Origin of the sequence: Pseudomonas sp. FSL R10-1350, assembly GCF_009600525.1 — a bacterium.
Lineage (GTDB): Bacteria > Pseudomonadota > Gammaproteobacteria > Pseudomonadales > Pseudomonadaceae > Aquipseudomonas > Aquipseudomonas helleri.
Genome location: NZ_WIVR01000025.1, coordinates 1 through 23347, shown reverse-complemented (window position 1 = coordinate 23347; position 23347 = coordinate 1). Strand labels below are relative to the sequence as shown.

Here is a 23347-nt window from a genome sequence, read left to right as displayed (position 1 = left end):
TTTCAGGCTGGAGCCTGCGCTCGCACGACACCCTCACACGCTGGATCGCCCTGACCACGCTTGCCGCCATGCTCACTGCGCTGGCTTTCAATGCCCTGTTTACCCAACTGGCCGGTGTTTGGGCTTACCCGCCCTTGAGCGAAATAGGCTTGCTCGAACGTACCGCGTTAACCACCCATATGATCGAAGCCGCACCCCCTGAGTTGCGTGCGCATCTGGCAGCCACGGCGAGTAACACCAAGTCCACCGTCAGTTGGCACGCAACGCATCAAGAAATGAACTTGCCGGCGGTCCATGATGATTTGCGTCGAACCGTCACCCCCGAGGGCAGGCAACTGTTGGACAAACCTGACCAGCAACTGGAGGTTTATCACCCTGACGATTGGCCGCAGGGACACGGCTATTACGCCTTGGTCGTGCAGTTGTCAGATGGCTCCTGGTTGATGTTCAGCGCTGCTGCGCGCAGTTGGGGGTTGGGGGAGTGGCAGCGCAACTTGATCCTGATCGTCCTGGTGCTGATCTCTACCGTGCTGGTCGCGCTGATTGCGACGCGTCATCTGGCCAAACCGTTGCGCCATTTTGCCGAAGGGGCCCGGCGTTTCGGCGCAGACTTCGCTGCTCCGCCGATTGAGCCGGTCGGGCCCATAGAAATCCGCCAGGTAATCGTTGCGTTCAATGCCATGCAGGGGCAATTGCAGCATTTCATCAACGACCGCACGCAAATGCTGGCGGCTATTTCCCATGACTTGCGCACGCCGCTGACGCGCATGCGTCTGCGCGGCGAGTTCATTGAAGACCCCGAGCAACAGCAGCGGCTGTTTCGCGACGTCGACGAGATGCAGGCCATGATCAATGCCAGCCTGGAGTTCTTCCGCGACGACGCCCGCCTTGAGCAGGCGACTTCATTTGATCTGGCAGAACTGCTGCGGACCCTGACGGACGACTACCGCGATCAGTCCATCGACATCGCAATCAGCAGCCCGCAGCATCTGGTCTTTTTTGGTCGGCCCATGGGCATCAAGCGGGTGGTGGGCAACCTGCTGGACAACGCCGTCAAATACGCTCAAGAGCCGACGATTGAGCTGAGCGCAGATGACCAGCAGGTGACCTTGCTGGTACTTGACCGAGGCCCGGGGATTGCACCGGAGAGCCAGGAACAGGTGTTCGCACCGTTCTTTCGCCTTGAAGGGTCGCGCAATAAAAACACCGGCGGCGTGGGCTTGGGCTTGTCAGCCGCCAGAGCGATTGTGCTGGGGCAGGGCGGCACGCTAACCCTCTGCAATCGCCCTGACGGCGGGCTCGAAGTGAAGGTGTTGCTACCGGTTTTGAACGGTAAATAACAAGGCCGCCACCAGCGCGCACAACGCGCACAGTGCCCAGAGCGCTCCCCATCCCCACTGGCTCACGGCGGCAGACGCAACGAGAGGCGCGAGGAACAAACCGAGGAAGGCGCCGCTGTTGCCCATGGCGATGGCCGTGCCTGAGCGTTGGGCCCCGGCAAGGGTGGCCAGTTCGGCGTAGGCCACACCGTGCCAGATCGACACCAGCGTACCGGCAACGATCAGCACAATGGGCAGCACAACGCTGGCCAGTGAAGAAGGGACTGGCAGCACGCGGGTGACGATGCTCAGCCCCAGGAACGCTGCGGCGCTGAACAAGGCGCAGGCTTTTAAAAAGGTCGGGCGGTTATTGCGTTGATCGGTCCAGTGGCCGCTCCACAAGCGGCCGACAATGGCGCCCGCCTGAATCACTGCCAGCGCCAACGAAGCCGTCGCCACGCTCAGGCCGACGCCATCGTGGAAGAACACCACGGCATAGGTCACCAGAGTAAATTGCGGTGCGCAGAGCAGGCTGATGGCGAGCACGGCGCGCCATACGTTCAGATCACGCAGCGGGCTGACACGCTTGAGCGCAGGCTTGGCCTGGGCGATTTCTGGTTCATGAATCCAGCGCCAGACCAGGCCACTGCACAGCAGGCACAACGCCGCGGCAGCAGCAAACACCGCGCTGAACCCATAGGTGTGGGCGAGCCAGGGCAAAACGATTGCGCCCAATGCATAGCCAGTGGGTACGGCGGTTTGCCGAATGCTCATGGCCAGCCCGCGTTCGCGCTCCTGAAACCACAGCATGATCGCCCGGCCACTGGCGCCGTTGACGCTGCTGCCCAGCACGCCGGTAGCGAACAGCCCAAGACACAATCCCAGCGCGGTGGGGGCATGCCCGGCAAAAGCCGCGAGCAAGAGTAAAGACAGTGCAGCGCTCAACAAGCCTGTCAGCAGCACAGGCCGGTCGCCCCAACGATCGGTCAGCAAACCCCAGGGGATTTCACTCACGGCAATGCCGAGCCCGAGAATACCCAGTGCTAGCCCCAATTCACTGTTCGACAACTGATAGCTGCTGCGCAGATACACCGCCGTGGCCGGTACACCGCCGACCACGCAGGAAAAACTGACGTTCGCGCCAACTCCCGCAGCCAGTACTTTCCAGCGATGTTGTTGATTGAGTGGCATTGACGCTCTCCCGTTGGGTGACTTGTGAGCGGCCAGCGTCCCATGCCATGATCGTGCGCAAAATCAATTAATTTTTAAAATGATCCCGAAAAACAGGATGATTATGCGACCAGTCAGTTTCGACCTTGATGTGTTGCGCAGCTTCGTCTGCGGGGTTGAGTCCGGCAGCTTTGCGGCAGCGGCGGACAAGCTGGCGCGCTCGACATCGGCCATCAGCGCTCAGATGAAAAAGCTCGAGGCCCAAGTGGGTGCGCCGTTGCTGCGCAAGGCGGGCAGGGGGCTTGAGTTGACTCAGGCGGGCGAGCAATTGCTGGACTATGCGCGGCGCTTGCTGAGCCTGAATGACGAAGCGCTGTTTGCGGTTTCAGAGGCGTCCTTGCAAGGTTGGGTGCGGTTCGGCCTGCAAGAAGATTTGAGCGGTTTTCTGCCCTCGGTGTTGGGGCAATTTACCCGTGCCCATCCGCAGGTCCGGGTCGAGGCGCAAATTGCCCGCAATGCCGATTTGCTCAACCGCCTGGAGTCCGGTGCGCTGGACATGGCAGTGGTGTGGGGCGAGGGCGCCCGGCGCAGTGAAACCATCGCCCGTTTGCCCATGCGCTGGATCGGCTCCGAACAGCAGTCACTCGCCTGGAAAGCCAATGCAGCGGAGCCCCTGCCGCTGATCATGTTTGACACCCCTTGCCCGTTTCACACGGCGGGCACCGAGGCATTGAGCCGTCAAGGCATCGACTGGCGCGTGGCGTTCACCAGCTCCAGCTTGCCCGGCCTGGCAGCCGCCACCCAGGCAGGTCTGGGCTACACCATCAGAACCCGCCTGGGCATGCAGGCCGGCACCTGCGTGCTCGATGAGCAGCACCTCGGACTGCCAGAACTGCCGAGCATCGCCTTGACCTTGCGCTATCAGCAGGCGGAAAGATCCGTGGCTGTCGAGCGCTTGTCACGCATCGTTTTGCAGGCGATCAAGCAGCAGCTGGAGTGAGTGTTCTACTTACCAGACCACGTCTGCGCTGGCGCAGTCATGCCCGATCGACGGCTCAAGGCCAGTACTGCCAGCCCTCCTGCTAGTGAAACACCGACCAGCAAGCCCATCGCGGCCTGAAAGCCCGATAAAAAAACCACCTGTGTCCACACGCCCGCGGACGATGTCACCGAGGTATACAGCGCCGTAGCAATCGTCACGCCGAGCGCGCCGCCCAGGTTATGCAAGGTCCATGACGTACCCATCGCGACTGCGCCCAGTTGTTCTGGCACCGAAGACAAGGCCGCCATGGTCGAAGGGCCGAGCATGCATCCCCAACCGATGCCCATACAGGCAAATGCCAGCAACACCGTGGACAGGTCACTGTTCAGGGTAAAACGCGACTGAATCAGTGCCGACAGCGCCAGAAACAGCAGCCCCGCAATCAACACTGGCGTGGTGGTGTAGCGATCAACCAGTCGTCCGGCGAGCGGGGATACTGCAGCCATCACCAAGGTAGTCGGCAGGAGCATCCAGCCAATGCCCGCGCTGTCCTGCCCGCGGATTAAACCCAGATACAACGGCATGAGAAAAAACGCCGCGCAGTAAAAAAACGCCAGGCAAAACGTCGCAATACTGGCCGCTATAAAGCGCCGGTTAGTAAAAATCCCGAGGTTTACCAACGGTTGTTCAGCCCTTAGCTCGATGCGAATAAACAGGCCCAGCAGCACCGCCGTTCCCCCCGCCAGCAGCAGCGTCTGAACAGACCCCCAACCCCATTCACCGGCATGGCTGATCAACAGCAGCAGGCCGGGGATGCCCAGCATGAGCAGGAGCAAGCCGGGGATGTCGAGCTTTTGCGTCGTTGCAGGTGGGCGTGAGGCTTGCAACTGCCCCAGACACAGCGCAAAGGCGAGCACGATCAAGGGCACATTGAGTAAAAACACCGAGCGCCAGCCCCATGCCGCCACCAGTAACCCGCCGGCAACCGGGCCCGCTGCCAGCCCCAGGCCATTGGCGGCAAACAGAAGCCCCAAGGCCATGCCGCGCTGCCGGGGCGCGAACGCATCGGCCACCAGGTTGGCCGAGGTGGTGTAGAGCACGGCGCAGGCCAGCCCTTGCACAAAGCGCCAGGCAATCAGCATGCCGATTGAAGTCGACAAGCCAGCACCCAATGACGCCAGGGCAAATACCAGCATGCCGGTATACAGCGCGCCACGGCGGCCATACACGTCCGCCAGCCGTCCGGCTGCGACCATGAATGAACAGAGCGCCATGACAAACATCGTCACCACCCATTGGCTTTGATCGATGCTCGCATTCAACTCGGTTTGAATCGCCGGTATCGCGGTGTTGACGATGGTGAAGTCGATACATCCCAGAAAGCTGGCAATGGAAATGCCCCCCAACGCTAGCCAGCGGCTGTGGGTTTTGATAGCAGAAGACATGGCAGACAAGACTCGTGCAAAAGAAGTTTGCGTATTTTATCTGTGAGGTTTAATCCGCAGTTCAGCTATAAATACCAAGCTCTCAGGACTAGAAGTCTCAAATAGAAAAGGCCTCAGCCATGGTTTCAGTAGAAGGATTGACCGGTATTCAAGCGTTCGTCGCGGCTGTGCAAACCGGCAGTTTCAGTGGCGCTGCCCGCCAATTGGGGCAGACACCTTCGGGTATTGGCAAAGCGGTCTCGCGGCTTGAACAACGGCTGGACGCGCGATTGCTGCACCGCACCACCCGCAGCCTGTCGCTGACGGATGAAGGGCTGGCGTTCTATGACAGCTGCGTGCTGGCGCTGGAGGAATTACAGCGCGCGCAGTCCTCTTTAAGTGAGCGTCGTCGCGTGCCTTCCGGGCGATTGCGCGTGGCTGTTCCGGTCTTGCTGGGGCGCTACTGGATTGCGCCGTTGCTCTTGAAATTGGCAGCGCAGTACCCGGCACTTGAACTTGAAATGGTCTTCTCCAGCCGCGCGGTGGACTTTGCCGAAGAGGGTTACGACCTGGCGGTTCGCATTGGCACGCTGGAAGACAGCACCACCTTGGCGGCCAGACATATAGGCAGCCAAAGCCTGGTGGTATGTGCGTCACCGGCCTATTTGCAGGCGCATGGTCAGCCGCAATCTCCCGCAGACCTGGCCAGCCATGCCTGCATTGGAACGCTGCGCAACGGGCGTGTCGAGGGCTGGCATTTTAGCGGCTTGCAGGGCCGCACGAGCCTGTTGCAACTACCTGCGCGATTGCGTCTGGGGGACATGGAAGCCGTTGCAGCTGCGGCTCTCGACGGCCACGGAGTGGCACAGTTGCCCGGTTGGTTGGTCGATGCACAGATCAAGACGGGCGCCTTGGTGGCGTTGTTGCAAGCGTATCAGGCACCGGGTTTGCCGATTCATGCGGTATGGCCAGCGTCCCCGGCGATGACCGCCCGGGTGCGCATCGTTATAGACCTGCTGCGCGAGTCACCGCTGCCGGGTCGAGCATCTTTATAAACTAACCCCCGTAGGAGCGAGCTTGCCTCGCGATCTTTTGATCTTGATCTGGCTTTTGATCTTGATCTAAGAGGCCCCGTTAAACCACGCTAGCCGCGACACGGCCAGGGATGGCCGATCGCGGCGGGCCCACGGAGCAAGGCCTGTGGTGAGGGCATGCCGAGCCTCAGCGAGGCACCGAGGGGTTGGGGCAAAAAGCGTTTGGTTACTTTGCGCTTTCAAAGTGACGCGCCGTAAGGGCGGAACCCTAAGTAGCCGTTGCCGCAGCAATGGATATGTACCCAAGAATCCGGAGGTGGATGGTTTTACGGCTGCACGCAGCCGATCGCAGCCTTCGTACCTCGTCAGCGACTACAGTGTCCTGTTTGCTGCGCGACAGCACGGCGTCGTAGACGGGGCGGCCCCTACTACGCACCGGGGTACATGGCACCAGCAAAACCAAAACAGCTATATCCATAGCAAAAAACGATATTGGTATAGACCAGATTTCACCTTTATAAATCGCCTACTCAAAAAACAGCGCCCTTCACCGTTGAGTGGCAGGGCAGGAGCGCGGTAATGATTGGCGTACGCGTAATGCTCGAATATTTCCACCCCTGGCCGAACTCGGCAGGGCTTTATCTGGCCCGTGAAAAGGGCTGGTACAGCGACGCCGGTCTGGACGTCGAACTGGTGGTGCATGACCCATGGCGTGGTGACACGCTGGATCACTTGCTCGGCAAAGTTGTGCACTTCGGTTTGTTCCCCAGCAACCGCTTATTGGTGCGTCGCGCCTTGGGCCAGCCACTGCGCGGCATTGCGGCGATCAACCATCGCGGCCTGGAGTCGATTCAAACCCTCACCGACTCGGGCATTACGCGGCCCCGTGATCTGGCCGGGCGCCGCCTTGCGTTGAACCCGACCCCACGCGGTCTGGCCATGGTGCGTCACCTAGTGGCAGCCGATGGCGGCGATCCGGATGCGGTCATCATCGTCGACAGCGGCGTGCGCGAACTGCGCCCCGAAGAGTTGGCCGCCGGTGCCGCTGATGCCAGTTTTGGCGGTTACTGGGCCTGGGAAGCGTTGATGGCCAGCCCGGTTGCCGAAGAGCGTCGCGTGGTGTGGCCGGTGGATGACATCGGTGCCCCGGCGTATCACAGCTATTTGCTCGGCGCCCACGAAGACACCCTGGCCGCTGACCCTGAATTGACCCGCGCCTTCCTCGCCGTCACCGCTCGCGGTTATCTGGCCGCCGCGCAAGACCCCCTGAGCGCCTTACAAGCTTATGAACTCGCCACGCCGTATTTCCCCCGTGAACTGCTCGCGCAGTCTTTGCAGCACATCGCCCCGACCTGGCTGCACCAGGGCCGTTGGGGTGAGCAGCGTGAAAGCCTGCTGCAACCTTATGCCCAGTGGCTGCATGAGCATCAGGTGCTGAACGACGCACACGCCTGGCGTGGTGCAACCACCAATGCCTATCTGCCGGAGACGCTCTGATGGCAGACGCGCGCAGCAGTGCTCATGGTGTGGGACGGGAGCCGGTACAAGCCGACTGGCCAGCGATTGACGATGCGGCGATTGAGCAACTGCTCAGTCACTACCCGGCGGTCGGCAGCCTGCGTGAAGTCAGCTGGCACAGCCCGCGTCCTTTCTCGGCCGCCTGCCTGATCACCACCAGTGAGCAGCCGCTGTTTGTCAAACGTCATCATCGCTCGGTGCGTGAGCCGGAGTGGTTGCGCGAAGAGCATCGCTTTATGGCCCATCTGCGTGGCAACGGCGCGCCGGTGGCCCAGGTGCTGAGCAGTGCTGAGGGCGACACGGCCATTGCCCTTGGCGAGTGGACGTATGAAGTGCACCAGATCGCCGTCGGGCATGACCTCTACCGTGAGGCGCTGTCGTGGACGCCGTTTCAGGCGTATCAACATGCCTGGGCAGCCGGGCAGAGCCTGGCCCGTTTGCATGACGCTGCCAGCGGGTTTACTGCGCCGCCGCGTCAGGCGCCGGTGCTGTTGGCCAACTTCCGTCTGTTCAGCCAGCCCGATCCGATTGCCGCCATTGAAGCGGCCTGCGTGAATGATCCGGCACTGGCGGCGTACTTGAGCCAGCGCGATTGGCGTGCTGACCTGCAAAGCCTGCATCTGCCTTTTCATCAGCAGTTGTATCCGTTGCTCGCCACGCAACAGCCCTTGTGGACCCACAACGACTGGCATGCCTCCAATTTGCTCTGGGACACCACGCAGCCAGACAGCCAGGTCAGCAGCGTGCTGGATTTTGGTTTGGCCGATCAGACCTTTGCCTTGTTCGATCTGGCCACGGCTGTGGAGCGCAACAGCATTCCCTGGCTGGACCTGGACATCGGCGGCAGCGCTGCCGCCTCGCTGGAGTCGGTCGACGCGATTTTGCAGGGCTACCACAGCGTGCGGCCTTTGTCGGCCCAGGACTTGCTGACCCTGGCGGCCTTGCTGCCGTTGGTGCACACCGATTTTGCGTTGTCAGAAGTCGCCTATTACCAGGGCATCGTCGGTTCCGAGGCCAATGCCACGGTGGCCTACGAGGCCTACTTGATCGGCCATACGCGCTGGTTTAACGGCGCAGAAGGTCAACGCCTGCTGGCTCATCTGCACGATTTGGCCGCCCGCGCCAAAGAGGGTGAGCAACCATGAGCGACGTCGCGAACAGCCCGTTGATCAGCCCGCAGGCCCTGCACGCGGCGTTGAACGACCCGGATCTGTTGATCATCGATGCCACGGTTGAACTGCCTGCACCGCGTTTTGATGGCGACTATCAAGTGCGCAGCGGTCGCGATGGCTGGCTGCAAGCGCACATTCCGGGAGCGTTGCATGCCGACCTGTACGGCGCTCTGGCAGATCAGCAAGCGTCCTTCAGTTTTGCTTTGCCGGGCATTGCGCAGTTGGCGGACGGTTTGACGCAACTGGGCATCAGCCCGCAACGACGGGTGGTGATCTACGACCGCAATGACGGATTTTGGGCGGCGCGGCTGTGGTGGATGCTGCGCAGTGTCGGCCTGTACAGCCAAGTGCTGGACGGCGGTTTCAGGGCCTGGCAGCGCGCTGGTTTGCCCGAGCAGAGCGGGGCGCAGGCGTCGCAGCCAAGCCAGTGGCTGCCAGCCTTTGTCGAAGGTTTTTGGATCGACCGTGCAGGCGTTGAGGCCGTACTCGCCGGGGAGCGCTCCGCGACCCTGGTCTGTGCCTTGTCTGCCGGTTTGTTCGAGGGCAGCGCCGTGACCCGTTATGCACGTCGCGGGCATATTCCGGGCAGCCTCAATGTGCCAGCCCGCAGTGTGTTCGATGACCACGGTCGCTACCTCGAACCCCATGCTTTGCGTGAGGTGCTGGCGCCGCTGTTGCAGGCCGCGGCACCCGTGGTGGTGTACTGCGGGGGCGGTATTTCTGCTGCCGCGCAGGCGCTGGCCCTTACATTAGTCGGTCGCTGTGACGTCTATATCTACGACGGTTCCCTCCAGGAATGGGCCGCCGACCCGCGCTTGCCAATGACCACCGGAGCAGCTCCGGCCTGACGTCCACGGGCCTTCGGGCACTGGCCAATCAATCCAAGTAGTACCGGGGCTTTGCAGTTCTGGCGCGTTTGCGGCACCGTGCCTGGCAAATAGCGCCGGTGACGGCGGTGCCCGTTAAGGAGCTTTCATGGTCATGTTGTATCGAACTGCCGAGTTATCCCTCCCTCGGTTTTCGCCAAATCTGTTACGCGCCGGCATATTGATGGCCTTTGGTGTGGGCACAACCTTGCTGCCGGCAGGGGCATGGGCCGACAGCCCGGCGGCTTCATCCAATAGCGTTCAACTGGACGCCGTAACCGTAGTCGGCGAGCACGACAGCGGTTATCAGGCCACCTCGGCCTCGGTCGGCGGCTTTGACTCGGCGCCTCTGCTCGACACGCCCGCGGCAATCAGCGTGATCACCGATCAGCAGATCAAGGATCAGCAAGCGCGCCTGCTCAGCGAAGTGCTGCGCAATGATGCCTCCGTGGGCGAAAGCTATGCGCCGATTGGTTATTACGAAAACTTTGAGGTGCGCGGCTTCTCCCTGAATTCGGCCAGCAGCTACAAGATTAATGGGCGCACCATCACCGGCGAGCAAAACGTCGGCCTGGAAAACAAGCAGCAGGTCGAAGTGCTCAAAGGCCTGGCGGGCCTGCAAAGTGGCGTGTCCGAGCCTGGCGGCCTGGTCAACTACGTGACCAAACGCCCGGAAAATGTGCGCTCGGTGACGGTATCGACCACCGATCAGGGCGGTAGCTATTTGGCAACTGATTTGGGTGGCTGGTTCGGCAGCGAGCAGCAGGTGGGTATCCGCACCAACTTGGCCCATGAAGACATCCATTCCTATGTCGACCATGCCGACGGCAAGCGCGATTTTGCCTCGCTGGCGCTGGACTGGAACATCGACCCCAACAGCACGTTGCAACTGAATGCCGAGTACCAGCGCCGTCAACAGCGTTCGGTGCCGGGCTATCAGTTGCTGGGCGGCACTGAGCTGCCCCATCACGTCAACCCACACGATCTGCTGGCTTATCAAAGCTGGTCGAAACCGGTGACCATCAACTCGTTGAACATGGACGGTTTGTACGAGTACCGCTTCAACGAGAACTGGAAAGCCAGCTTCAGCGCCTCGCGCAGCCGGGTGGTGATTGATGACTACAGCACCTTCGCCTGGGGCTGCTACGGCTCGGCCAGTTGCGCCGACGCCGCCGTGCCGAACACTTTCAGCCCTGAAGGCAACTACGACATTTATGACTACCGCAACCCCGATGACACGCGGCGCAATGATGAGGCGCAACTGGCACTCAGCGGCCAGTTCGACACCGGTTCGCTCAAGCACGAACTGACGGTGGGCAGCAGCGCATTTCGCCGGGTGCTCGACAGCCGCCCTGAGTTCAACCAGATGATCGGTTCCGGCACGATTGGCTCCACCCCTGAACCGCTGGACCCGTATGACGGCACCCCGGGCCACACTTACCGCCATCTCGACAGCCGCCAATACGGCGTGTTCGTGACCGACCGCATCAGCTTCAACGAGCAGTGGCAAACGGTGCTCGGCGGGCGGCAGATTCGCCTCGACGAAAAAGCCTATGACAGCGACGGGGCGACCAATCGGCATACCCAACGCTCGGAGTTTTTGCCGCAAGCGGCTTTGATCTACAAGCCATGGCTGGATACCTCGGTGTACCTCAGCTACAGCAAGGGCTTGTCACTGGGCGGCCAGGCGGCCTGGTTCAGCACCAATGCCAGTGAAATCCTCGCACCCACCACCTCGCGTCAAATCGAATTGGGGGTCAAGCACGACTGGCAAAACCTGAGCCTGACTGCCGCGCTGTTCCAGATCAGCCAGGACTACCAGTACAACAAGCCTAACGGCGACGGCACCTTCACCTTCGTGCAGCAGGGCAAGCAGAAAAACACCGGGATCGAGTTATCGGCCAATGGCCACGTGAGCACTAACCTGCAAATCGCCGCCAGTGTTGCCGCCATCCGCGCACGGGTCAGCGACAGCGGCACCGACGCCTATGACGGGCATCAAGCCATCAACGTCCCGAACCTGCGCGCCAGCCTGCACGCTGACTACAGCATTCCGGGGGTGCCGGGGTTGGCCTTACTGGGCGGCGGGCAATACAGCGCCAGCAAATATGCCAATCAGCAGGGCAGCGTCAAAGCCGCCGGTTACACCGTGTTCGATGTCGGCAGCCGCTACAGCACCCGCATCGAAGGTTACGACACGGTGTTTCGCCTGACGGTCGACAACCTGTTCGACAAACGCTACTGGCGTGACGTGGGTGCCTACATGGGCGACGACTACGTATTCCAGGGTGCGCCGCGAACCGCGCGTTTGTCCGCCACGGTGAACTTCTGATTCGGGCAGCACCCCTGGGTGCTGCACCACTTTATTGAGGGCGCAAGAATGTCAAATCTGGAAATCGTCGCCGTGCTGATCAATGTCCTCGGGGTCTGGCTGACCACCCAGCGCATCCGCTGGTGCTGGCCGGTCAGTGTCGTTGCCGTGCTGTTGTATGCGTGGATTTTTTTCGACGCCAAGCTCTATTCCGACACCTTGCTGCAAATCATCTTTGCCTTTCTGCAGGGGTACGGTTGGTGGCGCTGGAGCCAGGGCGGGCTGGATCACGGCAAAGTGCACGTGGCGCGACTGCCATTGCGCGATGCCGTACTGGGCGCGATTGCCGGAGTCATCGGCACCGTGTTGCTGGGCGGCCTGATGTCCAGTTTTACCGATGCCGCTGTGCCGTGGCTGGACGCATCACTGACAGCATTCAGTCTGGTCGCCAGCGTCTGGGCGGCACGTAAATACGTGGCCAGTTGGGCGTTGTGGATAGCCCTGGACGTTGTCTACGTGGGCATGTACTTGAGCAAAGACCTGCAACTGACGGCAGGCCTTTACGCCGGGTTTGTGCTGCTGGCGTTCTATGGCTACCGTAGCTGGAAGCGTGACCTGCTGAGCCAGGAAGCGCAGACCCAAGCCCGTGGATGTGCCAATGCCATTTGATCCCGTGTCCCCTCATTACTTGCGTATTCGTGACGAAATTGCCGCTGACGTCGCCAGCGGGACGCCCTGCGCCGACCACAAATTTCCGTCCGAACGTGAGATGGCCGAGCGTTTTGGCTGCACCCGCGTGACATTGCGCCAAGCGTTGCAGCAACTCGAAGCCGAAGGGGTGGTATACCGGGAAAACCGCCGGGGCTGGTTCGTCAGCCCCCAACGTATTCGCTACGACCCGACGCGCATCACCGGCTTTATGGACTACGTTGCCGCCCAAGGGCGTACGCCATTAACCGAATGCCTGCACGCCGAACTGCGCCCGGCGGGCAGTTGGCTGGCACGGCGGATGGGCTTGGCATCGGCTGACGAGCCGGTGTTTTATCTGCAACGGCGGCGCTGGGTGGATCGGCGCCCGGTGCTCCTGGAATTCAACGCACTGGTCGCCAACTGGTGCCCGGGGTTACTCGATGCTGACCTCAACACCTCGCTGACCACTGTGCTGAGAGAACGTTTTGGCCGTGTCCAGTCGCGCTGCGAACTGGCCATGCACACCGGCACCGTAGACGAGCATCAGGCCGAACTGCTGCAACTCAGTGTCGGCTCCAGCAGCTTGTACCTCGAACGCCTGAACTTTGGTGAAGCCGGCCAACCGGTTGAGTTTGACCAGGAGTTTTGGCGCCCGGACGCCTTGTCCGTGGTCATGGAAACCCGCTACCCGGGTTAACCGCAAAAGATCGCAGCCTTCGTTCCTCGGCAGCTCCTATCAAACACAAAATAAGTGATTGATTCTAAAGGCCCTGTAGGAGCGAGCTTGCTCGCGATCTGTTGATCTTGATCCGGCTTTTGATCTAAGAGGCCCCGTTAAACCACGCTGGCCGAACGCAGGTTTTGCGCAGAGGGTAACCCGGCAGGACGCCGGGTTAGCCGCGACACGGCCAGGGATGGCCGATCGCGGCGGCCCTCGGAGCAAGGCCTGTGGTGAGGGCATGCCGAGCCACAGCGAGGCACCGAGGGGTTGGGGCAAAAAGCGTTTTGCCACTTTGCGCTTTTCAAAGTGGCACGGCGTAAGGCCGGAACCCTAAGTAGCCGTTGCCGCAGCAATGGATATGTACTCAAGTCAAAAGCCCCTCACCCTAGCCCTCTCCCGAAGGAGAGGGAACCGATTGGGGGATGCTGAAGATATTCGGTGGCCTGTTTGCTGCGCGACAGCGCGGCGTCGAAGACGGGGCGGTCACTCTTGTCAAACACAAAATAAGTGATTGATTCTAAAGCCCCTGTAGGAGCGAGCTTGCTCGCGATCTTTTGATCTTGATCTAAGAGCCCCCTCACCCTAGCCCTCTCCCGAAGGAGAGGGAACCGATTGGGGGATGCTGAAGATATTCGGTGGCCTGTTTATTGCGCGACAGCGCGGCGTCGAAGACGATGGCAGCAAACCAATAGCCCTGTGCCGTCCTGGCACAGCGGGTATGAACCCCCGTCACAGCCAATTCATAGACGCTGTCCGGGCTTCAGCGTATGTTTTTGCCATCACCTTCTTAATAGCGATTGACTGCATTTTCCAGGGTATTTCGCCCCCTAAAAGCTGGCGCCCTGCGTCATGGTCAAGGCGTTCGGCTGCCTTCAAGGCAGCACACCCATAGTGAACCTGGAACGTGTTTATTCCCTCGCTGGAGCACTACGCGTGAATAAAAACTATATAGGCGGAGAGTGGGTTACCGGCGTTGATGTGAACGTAAACATCAATCCGTCAGACACCAACGATGTAATCGGTGAGTATGCGCGGGCAGATGCCACGCAGGCGCAAGCGGCGGTTGAAGCGGCGTTTGATGCGCAGGCCGCATGGGCAAAATTTACCGCAGAACAACGCAGTGACGCGCTGGACCGTATCGGCAGCGAGGTCCTCGCGCGTCGCGAAGAACTCGGGCGTTTGCTGGCCCGTGAAGAAGGCAAAACCCTGGCCGAAGGCGTCGGGGAAGTGGTGCGGGCCGGGCGCGTGTTCAAATTCTTTGCCGGGGAAGCCCTGCGTTTGTCGGGTGAACGTTTGCCTTCCATTCGCCCTGGCGTCGAGGTCGATGTACGCCGTGAGCCTGAAGGGGTGATCGGGATCATCACGCCGTGGAACTTCCCCATCGCGATCCCTGCGTGGAAGATCGCCCCCGCATTGGCGTTCGGCAATACCGTGGTCTTCAAACCCGCAGATCTGGTACCGGGCAGTGCCTGGGCGCTGGCCGAAATCATTGTGCGGGCCGGGGCGCTGCCGGCCGGGGTGTTTAACCTGGTCATGGGGCCGGGTTCAAAAGTGGGTGACGTCTTGGCCCATTCGCGCAAAGTGCGCGCGGTGACCTTTACCGGCTCAACCTTCACCGGCCGCCAGGTGGGCCTGGCCTGCATGGAACGGGGCGCCAAGGTGCAGCTGGAAATGGGCGGTAAAAACCCGCTGGTGATTCTGGATGACGCCGATTTGCAGCAAGCCGTGGAAGTCGCGGTGTCCGGCTCGTATTTCTCGACCGGCCAACGCTGTACCGCTTCCAGCCGCTTGATCGTGCAAGACGGCATCCACGACCGTTTTGTCGAGGCCGTGAAGCAACGGCTCGCCGGGCTGCGGGTCGACCATGCGCTGGCCGACGGCTGCGACATGGGCCCGGTGGTGTCCCAGGCGCAACTCAAGCAGGACTGCGAGTACATCGACATTGCGTGCAGTGAAGGCGGCAACCTGGTCTTTGGCGGCGAACGGCTGGAACGTGCAACCCCGGGCTTTTACTTGTCCCCGGCGCTGATTACCGAGACCACCAATGACATGCGCATCAACCGCGAAGAAGTCTTTGGTCCGGTGGCCAGCGTGATCCGGGTCAAGGACTACGAGCAGGCCGTAATGTTGGCCAACGACACCGATTTTGGCTTGTCCTCGGGTATCTGCACCACCTCGCTCAAATACGCCGCTGACTTCAAGCAGCGTTCCGGCGCGGGCATGGTGATGGTCAATGTGGCCACCGCAGGCGTCGACTATCACGCCCCGTTTGGCGGCCGAAAGGCCTCCAGCTACGGCACGCGAGAGCAGGGCAGCTATGCCCGTGAATTTTATACAGGCGTAAAAACCGCCTACACCCTGGCCTGAAGCAATGAATGACATCACTCAAATCAGCGGCACCACACGGGTCTTCGCCATCCTTGCCGACCCGATCCACCACGTGCAGACCCCGCAAGCCATGAACCGGCTGTTTTCCTCGATGGGGCTGGACCAGGTGCTGGTGCCGTTTCATGTGTCGCCGTCTGACCTTGAGCGGGTGGTCAACGGCTTGCGCGGTATCAAGAGCCTTGACGGTTTTATCGTCACGGTGCCGCACAAAACCGCCATTGTTGATCTGTGCGACAGCGTTTCCGAGGCCGCGCGCCTGGTGGGTGCGGTGAACGTTGTGACCCGTACCTGCGACGGCAAATTGCACGGTGAAATCCTTGATGGCGAAGGCTTTGTCAGCGGCTTGCGGCAAGCGGGCATCGAACTTGAAGGCCGCGCGGTGTACCTGGCGGGCGCAGGCGGTGCGGCCAATGCCATCGCTTTTGCCCTGGCAGCCTCCGGGATTGGCTGGCTGACCATCGCCAACCGCAGTCGCGAGAAAGCCACGTCGCTGGTTGACCGTCTCGCCAAGGCGTTTCCTGATCTGCAAGTCACGGTCGGAACCTCCGACCCTTCAGGCTACGACCTGGTAGTCAACGGCACGTCACTGGGGCTCAAGGAGGGCGACCCGCTGCCGTGTGACGTCACGCTGCTCACGGCCGATCAAGTGGTTGCCGAGATCATCATGAAACCAGTCATCACCCCATTATTGGCGGCGGCGCAAAAAGTTGGCTGCCGGATCCACGAAGGCCTGCCTATGCTGCTCTGCCAGATTGAGTTGATGGCAGCGGCAATGTCGTCGAGCAAGAAAGAGTCCTGTCATGAGTGCGTTTGATTACATCATCGTCGGCGGCGGCACCGCAGGCTGCATTCTCGCCAACCGTTTGACTGCCTCCGGCAAGTACCGTGTCCTGGTGCTGGAAGCTGGGGGTGAACCCAAGGGGTTCTGGATTCCGATTCCGGCAGGCTTCAGCAAACTGCTGGTCGACAAACGCTATAACTGGCGTTTCAAGACCCAGGCCGAAGAGAACACCCAAGGCCGCGAAATTGCCGTGCCACGCGGCAAAGGCCTGGGTGGCTCGACCTTGATCAACGGGATGATCTACGTGCGCGGTCAGCCGGGTGATTACGACGCCTGGGAGGCCGCTGGCGCCAAGGGCTGGAACTTCACCACCCTCAAGCCGTACTTCAAGAAGATCGAAAACTATCCGCTGGGCGATCATCGCCGCGGTCATGACGGCCCTATGCACCTCAGCCAGGTGTCCGAGCGCTATCCCATTGCCGACGCGTTCATGCTCGCGGCCAAGCAAGACAATCAGCCGTTCAACAGCGACTACAACAATGAACAGCAGACCGGTTTCGGCTACTACCAGGTGGTCCAGCACCAAGGGCGGCGCTGGAGCGTGGTGGACGGTTACCTGAACCCGGCCCGGCGCAGGCCCAACCTGAGCATTGAAATCCATGCCCATGTGTTGCGGCTGGAGCTCAAGGGCAATCGCTGCACGGGCATCACTTACCGCCAGAATGGCCGGGAAATCACCGTCAACGCGTTGCAGGACGTGATCCTCTGTGCCGGGGCGATCCAGTCGCCACAGATCCTTGAGTTGTCCGGGATCGGTCGTCCGGATGTCCTCGAAAAAGTCGGCATTGCAGTCAAGCACCGGCTGGACGGGGTCGGTGAAAACTACATCGACCACTTTGCCACCCGCCTGAACTGGAAGCTCAAAAACGCGATCACCCTCAACCAAATGGCCCGTGGCTGGCGCTTGGGCATGGCGGTGTTCGAGTACTTCACCCAGCGCACCGGGATTCTGACCCTGGGTACCGGGCTGGTGCACGGGTTTGTCAAAAGCCAGGCGCAGATGCCAACCCCGGACGTGCAGTACTTTGTGGTGCACGCCAGCTACGCCAACGCGGCCGAGCGGATTCTCGACAAGCACCCGGGCATGACCATCGGGGTTAGCCAGTTACGGCCAAAGTCCAAGGGCAGCATCCATATCCAGTCAGCCGACCCGCAAGTCATGCCGGCCATTCGGCCGAACTTCTTGAGCGTCGAAGAAGACCGCCAAAGCCTGATCGAGGGCATGAAAATCGCCCGACGGATCATGCAGCGGCCAGCCATGCAAGCCTTTGTCGAGCTGGAAACCGGCCCGGGCATTGACGTGCAAACCGATGAACAATGGCTTGAATTTGCCCAACGTAACGGCCAGACCATCTATCACCCCATCGCCACCTGCCGCATGGGCGAAGATGCTGACGCCGTGGTCGACTCGTCCCTGCGGGTACGGGGCATGACGGGGTTGCGCGTGGTCGACGCCTCGGTGATTCCGTCAATGGTCTCCGGCAACATCCAGGGCGCGGTCATGGCCGTGGCAGAGCGCGGCGCGGACCTGATTCTGGAAGCGGCTTCGCTGCATTGATAAGCGTCACCCACCTGTAGGAGCGAGCTTGCCTCGCGATCTTTTGACGTTATTCATCAAAAGATCGCAGCCTTCGGCAGCTCCTACAGGCCTTTTTACCCCCCAATAAACTCCTGCATCGCATCCACCAGCGCTTCGTGGAAATAGGCTTTCGAGGGACGGTCAAACAAAATGTGCAAAGCCGGCTGCTGCGCACTGCCCGAGTTGATGACGATGACGTTGATACGCGCCGCCGAGGTTTGCGCCACGGCGCCAAACCCGAAAGCTTCGGCACTCAGGTCGACGCCGCAGAGCTTGGCCATGATCGCGCTCAGGTGCTCGCCACTGAGCTGGAAACAGCCGTGGCTGTCCTGGCGCGGCAGCAGGTAGTTGGCTTGATGGTCCATCTCCCAGCGTGCTTCTTCGTCGGCAATGCGTTCGTCTTGCAGGTGGCTGGCGATCAGCAGGTATTCAGTCTGTGAAAGCCGTACCACCAGGCTGCCGTCAGGTTGGGTGATGGCGCGGTTGGGGGCGGTCGGCAGTTCGAAGCCGCGGCCGCGCAGGTAGTCGGCGCTGTCAGCCCCGCGAAAGCCGACCCGGGGCAGGTCGGTCAAGTCGCTCAGGGCACAGCCAATCAAGGGCACTTGCTGTTGTCTCAGGCTGGTCATGGGTCAAAGCTCCTGGCGCTGGTTTTCAGGGTCAAAGAAGGGCAGGGCGACAACCTCGGCCTGAACGGTCATACCCCCTTCAACACGGATCGGGATGCGTTGTCCCGGCGTGCTCTGGTTGATGCCCGCGTAGGCCAGGCCAATGATCTTGCCCAGGCTGGCGGAGTATTCACAGGAGGTGACGCTGCCGCTGATGTCCGGGCCGTTAAGCACCAAATGCCCTTCAAGCGGTTGCGCGCTGTCTTTGGGCAAGCTGAAGCCCACCAGTTTGCGCTTGAGCGGTTGGGCCTCGAGGATGTCCACCGAGCGCCGCCCGACGAAGAAGGGTTTGTTGCGACTCACCGCCCAGCCCATGTCGATTTCTGCCGGGTGGGTCATGCCGTCGGTGTCCTGGCTGATGATTACGTGGCCTTTCTCAAGGCGCAGCAAGCGCTGGGTTTCAACGCCAAACGGTCGAATATCAAATGCTTTGCCGGCGCTGATCAGGGCATCCCAGAGCGCCAGCCCGTGACGGGCCGGAACGTGGATCTCATACCCCAGCTCGCCGACAAAACCGACCCGCAGCAAGCGCGCTGCAATCCCGGCCACCGTGCCTTGGCGCACGCCCAGATACGGGAAGGCACTGGCACTTAAATCGAGGTCAGAACAGAGCAGTTCGAGGACTTTGCGTGAGTCCGGCCCGGCTACGTTGACCGCGCAAATGGCGGCGGTCACGTTGGTGATGTCGACGTCCAGACGCCATTGCGCGTTCCACTTCAGCATCTGCTGGTAAATGCGGTCTACGCCGCTGGTGGTGGCGGTGACGTAAAAGTGTTGCTCGGCAAAGCGTGCGCACACGCCATCATCAATCACCACCCCATGCTCGTTGGTCATCAGCGCATAGCGCGAGCGCCCCACGGGCTGCTTGATGAAGGCAAAGGTGTACAGGCGGTTCAACAGCTCAGCGGCATCCGGGCCGCGCACATCGAGGCCGCCCAGGGTCGACACGTCAATGATGCCGACCTTGTTGCGCACGTGCAGGGCTTCGGCCTGCACGCAGGCTTCGCGGTCTTTGGCCGCGCCGTAGTAGGCCGGGCGTTGCCATATACCGGCCGGCATCATTTTCGCGCCTGCCCGCACATGGCGGATGTGCATGGGTGTTTGGCGATACGGGTCAAACGCGCGACCGGCCACATGGGCGAGTTTTTCTGCCACAAACGGCGGCCGTGCGGTGGTGACCCCGGTCTCGCTGATATTGCGTTGCGTCGCCCAAGCCACCAGGCGCGCAGTGGGCAGTGCCGAGTGACGGCCTTGGGACGGGCCCATGCCCACGGTGGAGTAGCGTTTGACCAGTTGCACGTCGCGATAGCCGATGCGCGTGGCGTTGACGATGTCGGCCACTTGCAGGTCTTCGTCAAAGTCGACGAAGTCTTTGCCCTTGGGGTGCGGGAATATCGGCCAGCTGAAGTTGACTGGCGCTTCTGCCCGCCACCGTTCAGGGGCTGCATCTGCGCTCAGGCCGAGTGCCCGTGCCGCAGCGGCACCGGCACGGGCGCCGTCGGCGAGTACGTTGTCGAGTAAGTGGCGGCCATTGACGGACCCGGCAACCTGCAAGTTTTGCGGTAGCCCGCTGAGGGTGAACTCGGCGCGCTGGTCGTCATAGGCCAGTTTTCCGCCCGCCTGGCACAGCAGTTGATAGACCGGCATATAGCCTGCCGACATGCACAACAGATCGCACTCCAGACGTTTGCCGCTGTCAGCCACGCGGCCCTGGGCGAGGATGGTGCGCACCTCGACCCCGGTCACGTGGCGCATGCCTTTTTCGTGCAGGGCTTCGTACACGGTGCTGTTGTTCAGGCACGGGATTTTGCGTTGCAGCAAGGCTTCACGCAGCGCCGGATTACCCGGCGCGGCCCGCAGGTCGATCAGCGATGCAACCTCCACGCCTTGCTCATGCAAATCCAGCGCGGCCAGATACCCGTCGTCATTGCCGGTCAGTACCACGGCACGTTGGCCGGGCTTGACCGCATAGAGTTTCATCAGGCGTTGGGCGGCACTGCTCAGCATCACCCCCGGCAGGTCGTTGTTGCGAAAGATCACCGGCTGATCGAACGACCCGCTGCACACCAGGCATTGGCTGGCCCGCACCTTGTACAGGCGTTTGCCCTGAATCACCGGCAGGTAGTTGTCGGTGAACCAGGCGTTACAGGTCGCCTCGGTGAGCACTTTAATATTGGCGTGCTGCACCACTTGCGCCAGCAGCGAATGGCGCACAGCGTTGGCCTGCATGCCTTCAATGTCGAAGCGGGCATAGGTCAGTGAGCCACCGAGCACCGCTTGCTGCTCGATCAGCAGCACCTTGGCCCCGGCATTGGCGGCCGTCAACGCGGCTTGCAAACCGGCAGGTCCGGCGCCGATCACCGCCAGATCCGTGAATAAATACGCCTTGTCGTAGTACTCGGGGGTGAAATTCAGGTCGAGCCCACCCAGCCCGGCTTTTTTGCGAATCATCGGCTCCCAGAGCTTCCACATGCCCTTGGGCTTGTAGAACGAGCGGTAGTAGAACCCCACCGGCATGAATTTGGAAAACTTGCCCAGCCAGGCGTCGCGGTCATGGTCCAGGCTGCCGTTGACGTTTTGCGCGCTGACCTGCAAACCCGACGTCAGCGGGCAGGCATCGGCCAGCACGTTGGGTTCTTTGGGCAATTGCACCAGACTGTTGGCGTCTTGCCCGGCCATGGTCAGCGGGCCACGGGGGCGATGGTATTTGAACGAGCGGGAGAGCAGAAACCGGCCGTTGGCCAGCAGCGCACTGGCAATGCTGTCACCTTGCAGGCCCTGGTAACGCTCGCCATCGAAGGTGAAGTCCAGCGGCTGATGACGGTCGATCAGCAGGCCCATCGGGGCGGGGAGGCGGTTCATCCTGCAATCTCCTTGGCGGCGGTACTGAACTCGACACGGCGTGTAAACAGCTCTTTGGGGTCGAAGGTGCGCAGTACTTCATCGCTGACGGTGTGGCGCTCGGCGATAAACCAGTAGCTGGACGGCGTGTGCATCCACCATTCGCGCACCACCCCGGCGAGGTTTTCGCTGTTGAACACGTAGTCGGCCCATTCGCCATCGCTGCAGGTGGTCGGATCTGGCATGACCTTGAACTCGCCGCCGTAGGTGAACTCACTGATATTGCGCGGCCCGTTGAGCGGGCACATCATGATTTTCATTGCGTGCTCCGGGTCAGTGGCTGGCCGCCGTGGCGCCCATTTCGTTGACTTGCTGGAAGGTTGAAAAACGTTCGAGGGCGAACGGTTTGATCAGCTCGGGCACCTTGCCGCCGCTGGCAACCAGCTCGGCCATGGTCTTGCCGCAGATGGGCGTGGCCTTGAAGCCCCACGTGCCCCAACCGGCGTCGAGGTAGTAATTTTTTACCGGCGACAAGCCCATGATCGGGCTGTAGTCGGGGGTCATGTCGGTGCTCCCGGCCCATTGGCGCATCAGTTTGGCGTTGGCCAAAAAAGGGAACATCTCGATGGCGTGGGCCAGTAGGCTTTCTTTCAAGTCCAGGGTCGAGCGGGTGTTGTACAGCGGGTAGGGGTCGGAGCCGCCACCGAACACCACTTCGCCACGGCTGGTTTGCTGCACGTAACAGTGCAGTGCCGACGAACTCACCAGCGGGTCGAGAAACGGCTTGAAAGGTTGCGTGACCATGGCTTGCAACGGGAAGGTCTGAATCGGCGAGCGGATCCCGGCTTTGGCCATCAGCAGCGAGCTGTGTCCGGCAATGGCCTGCACGGCGCAACCGCAGCGTATCGTCCCGCGATTGGTTTTGACGGCGGTGATTGCGCCGTTCTCGATCACCAGGTCCTGAACCTCGGTCAGTTGATGAATCTCCACCCCGCGCTTGGCCGCCTGCTTGGCATAACCCCAGGCCACGGCATCGTGACGGGCGGTGGCGCCGTCGATGTGCCACAGCCCGGCGAGCACCGGCAGATGGCCGGGATCAAGGTTGAGGGTGGGCACCAGTTCGCGGATCTGCTGGCGGTCAATCATCTCGCTGCGCCCGCCAAAGTGCTTGTTGACCTCGGCCCGCTGGCGGAACGAACGCACGGTGGCATCGGTGTGGGCCAGCGTCAGTTGGCCGCGCTCCGAATACATGATGTTGAAATCGAATTCGTTGGACAGCGACTGGAACATCCGCACTGACTCGGCGTAAAACTTCACGCCTTCGCTGGTCAGGTAGTTGGAGCGAATGACTGCCGTGTTGCGCGCCGTATTGCCGCCCCCCAGATAGGCCTTTTCGAGTACCGCGATATTGCTGATGCCGTGGTATTTGGACAGGTAATAAGCGGTGGCCAGGCCATGCCCGCCCGCGCCGATGATGACCACGTCATAGCTGGGTTTGAGCGCCTTGGGCGGCGGTAAGTCGACCTCTACCGGGTACTCCGAACTCAGCCCGTATTTCAAGAGATTGAAGGGCATACGGCCTCCGACAGGCAGCGTTGCGCCTGTGATTGGTTAAGGGCAGCGGTCACGGTGTTTTTCATCAGAAAAGCGATGGTCATCGGGCCGACGCCGCCGGGCACCGGGGTGATGGCCGCGACGCGGGTCAGTGCGCTGTCGAAATCCACATCGCCGACCAGGCGGCTGCGTCCGTTGTCATCGATGCGGTTGATGCCGACATCAATCACCACGGCGCCGGGCTTGAGCCAATCGGCGTCGATCAGGCGCGG

At 61.2% G+C, this 23347-nt stretch carries 18 protein-coding genes and 1 pseudogene; 12 read left to right on the top strand and 7 right to left on the bottom strand.

Annotated elements, in window-relative coordinates:
• Nucleotides 1–68 precede the first annotated feature (68 nt).
• On the top strand, nucleotides 69–1340 hold the full coding sequence (locus GHO25_RS13305; RefSeq protein WP_153390978.1) for a cell wall metabolism sensor histidine kinase WalK: 1272 nt from the start codon (nucleotides 69–71) through the stop codon (nucleotides 1338–1340).
• On the opposite strand, the gene GHO25_RS13300 is transcribed toward GHO25_RS13305, so the two are convergent.
• On the bottom strand, nucleotides 1317–2510 hold the full coding sequence (locus GHO25_RS13300; RefSeq protein WP_153390963.1) for an MFS transporter: 1194 nt from the start codon (nucleotides 2508–2510) through the stop codon (nucleotides 1317–1319). The two genes, GHO25_RS13305 and GHO25_RS13300, sit on opposite strands and share 24 nt — an antisense overlap.
• A 103-nt stretch (nucleotides 2511–2613) precedes the next feature.
• On the opposite strand from GHO25_RS13300, the gene GHO25_RS13295 reads away from it, so the two are divergent.
• Nucleotides 2614–3489 carry a LysR substrate-binding domain-containing protein gene (locus GHO25_RS13295; protein ID WP_153390962.1) on the top strand — a complete coding sequence of 292 codons (876 nt, stop codon included), beginning with the start codon at nucleotides 2614–2616 and terminating at the stop codon, nucleotides 3487–3489.
• Between the two features lie 5 nt (nucleotides 3490–3494).
• Here GHO25_RS13295 and GHO25_RS13290 read toward each other — a convergent pair whose 3' ends face one another.
• Nucleotides 3495–4916 (bottom strand): MFS transporter, encoded by a 1422-nt coding sequence (locus GHO25_RS13290; protein ID WP_153390961.1) that lies wholly within the window; start codon nucleotides 4914–4916, stop codon nucleotides 3495–3497.
• Nucleotides 4917–5035: 119 nt separating this feature from the next.
• Between GHO25_RS13290 and GHO25_RS13285 the strand changes: the two genes are divergently transcribed.
• The 10 genes from GHO25_RS13285 to GHO25_RS13240 all read left to right on the top strand — a co-directional run bounded on the left by GHO25_RS13285 (nucleotide 5036) and on the right by GHO25_RS13240 (nucleotide 17994).
• Nucleotides 5036–5950, top strand: a complete 915-nt coding sequence (locus tag GHO25_RS13285) for a LysR family transcriptional regulator (protein WP_153390960.1) — start codon at nucleotides 5036–5038, stop codon at nucleotides 5948–5950.
• Nucleotides 5951–6508: 558 nt separating this feature from the next.
• A complete protein-coding gene (locus tag GHO25_RS13280; protein ID WP_153390959.1) occupies nucleotides 6509–7426 on the top strand; it encodes an ABC transporter substrate-binding protein in 918 nt (305 codons plus the stop codon).
• The gene (locus GHO25_RS13275; protein WP_153390958.1) at nucleotides 7426–8592 is read left to right on the top strand and encodes a phosphotransferase enzyme family protein; all 1167 of its coding nucleotides are present in this window, start codon (nucleotides 7426–7428) and stop codon (nucleotides 8590–8592) included. Before GHO25_RS13280 ends, GHO25_RS13275 begins: the two co-directional genes overlap by 1 nt.
• Nucleotides 8589–9467 (top strand): sulfurtransferase, encoded by an 879-nt coding sequence (locus GHO25_RS13270; RefSeq protein WP_153390957.1) that lies wholly within the window; start codon nucleotides 8589–8591, stop codon nucleotides 9465–9467. The genes GHO25_RS13275 and GHO25_RS13270 overlap by 4 nt, the downstream gene beginning before the upstream one ends.
• Nucleotides 9468–9594: 127 nt before the next feature.
• Entirely contained in the window at nucleotides 9595–11817 is a 2223-nt protein-coding gene (locus GHO25_RS13265; RefSeq protein ID WP_153390956.1) for a TonB-dependent siderophore receptor, read from the top strand.
• Nucleotides 11818–11865: 48 nt separating this feature from the next.
• Nucleotides 11866–12465 (top strand): nicotinamide riboside transporter PnuC, encoded by a 600-nt coding sequence (gene pnuC / locus GHO25_RS13260; protein WP_048369167.1) that lies wholly within the window; start codon nucleotides 11866–11868, stop codon nucleotides 12463–12465.
• Nucleotides 12455–13183, top strand: a complete 729-nt coding sequence (locus tag GHO25_RS13255; RefSeq protein WP_048369166.1) for a UTRA domain-containing protein — start codon at nucleotides 12455–12457, stop codon at nucleotides 13181–13183. Before pnuC ends, GHO25_RS13255 begins: the two co-directional genes overlap by 11 nt.
• Nucleotides 13184–14140: 957 nt before the next feature.
• The gene (locus GHO25_RS13250; protein ID WP_178110081.1) at nucleotides 14141–15574 is read left to right on the top strand and encodes an aldehyde dehydrogenase family protein; all 1434 of its coding nucleotides are present in this window, start codon (nucleotides 14141–14143) and stop codon (nucleotides 15572–15574) included.
• A gap of 4 nt (nucleotides 15575–15578) precedes the next feature.
• Nucleotides 15579–16409, top strand: coding sequence for a shikimate dehydrogenase (locus tag GHO25_RS13245; RefSeq protein WP_153390955.1), 831 nt, complete (start codon nucleotides 15579–15581; stop codon nucleotides 16407–16409).
• On the top strand, nucleotides 16396–17994 hold the full coding sequence (locus tag GHO25_RS13240) for a GMC family oxidoreductase (protein ID WP_153390954.1): 1599 nt from the start codon (nucleotides 16396–16398) through the stop codon (nucleotides 17992–17994). The genes GHO25_RS13245 and GHO25_RS13240 overlap by 14 nt, the downstream gene beginning before the upstream one ends.
• A 95-nt stretch (nucleotides 17995–18089) precedes the next feature.
• Here GHO25_RS13240 and GHO25_RS13235 read toward each other — a convergent pair whose 3' ends face one another.
• The 5 genes and pseudogenes from GHO25_RS13235 to GHO25_RS13215 form a co-directional block, all read right to left on the bottom strand.
• Nucleotides 18090–18641 (bottom strand): sarcosine oxidase subunit gamma, encoded by a 552-nt coding sequence (locus GHO25_RS13235; protein ID WP_048369162.1) that lies wholly within the window; start codon nucleotides 18639–18641, stop codon nucleotides 18090–18092.
• 3 nt (nucleotides 18642–18644) lie between these two features.
• Nucleotides 18645–21542 (bottom strand): 2Fe-2S iron-sulfur cluster-binding protein, encoded by a 2898-nt coding sequence (locus tag GHO25_RS13230; protein ID WP_153390953.1) that lies wholly within the window; start codon nucleotides 21540–21542, stop codon nucleotides 18645–18647.
• Complete coding sequence (locus GHO25_RS13225) at nucleotides 21539–21841, bottom strand: sarcosine oxidase subunit delta (protein WP_048369159.1); 303 nt, start codon at nucleotides 21839–21841, stop codon at nucleotides 21539–21541. Before GHO25_RS13225 ends, GHO25_RS13230 begins: the two co-directional genes overlap by 4 nt.
• Nucleotides 21842–21854: 13 nt before the next feature.
• The gene (locus tag GHO25_RS13220; RefSeq protein WP_048387478.1) at nucleotides 21855–23096 is read right to left on the bottom strand and encodes an FAD-dependent oxidoreductase; all 1242 of its coding nucleotides are present in this window, start codon (nucleotides 23094–23096) and stop codon (nucleotides 21855–21857) included.
• Nucleotides 23078–23347 (bottom strand): annotated as a pseudogene (locus GHO25_RS13215) (bifunctional methylenetetrahydrofolate dehydrogenase/methenyltetrahydrofolate cyclohydrolase); the annotation flags it as partial. The pseudogene GHO25_RS13215 and the gene GHO25_RS13220, both read right to left, overlap by 19 nt.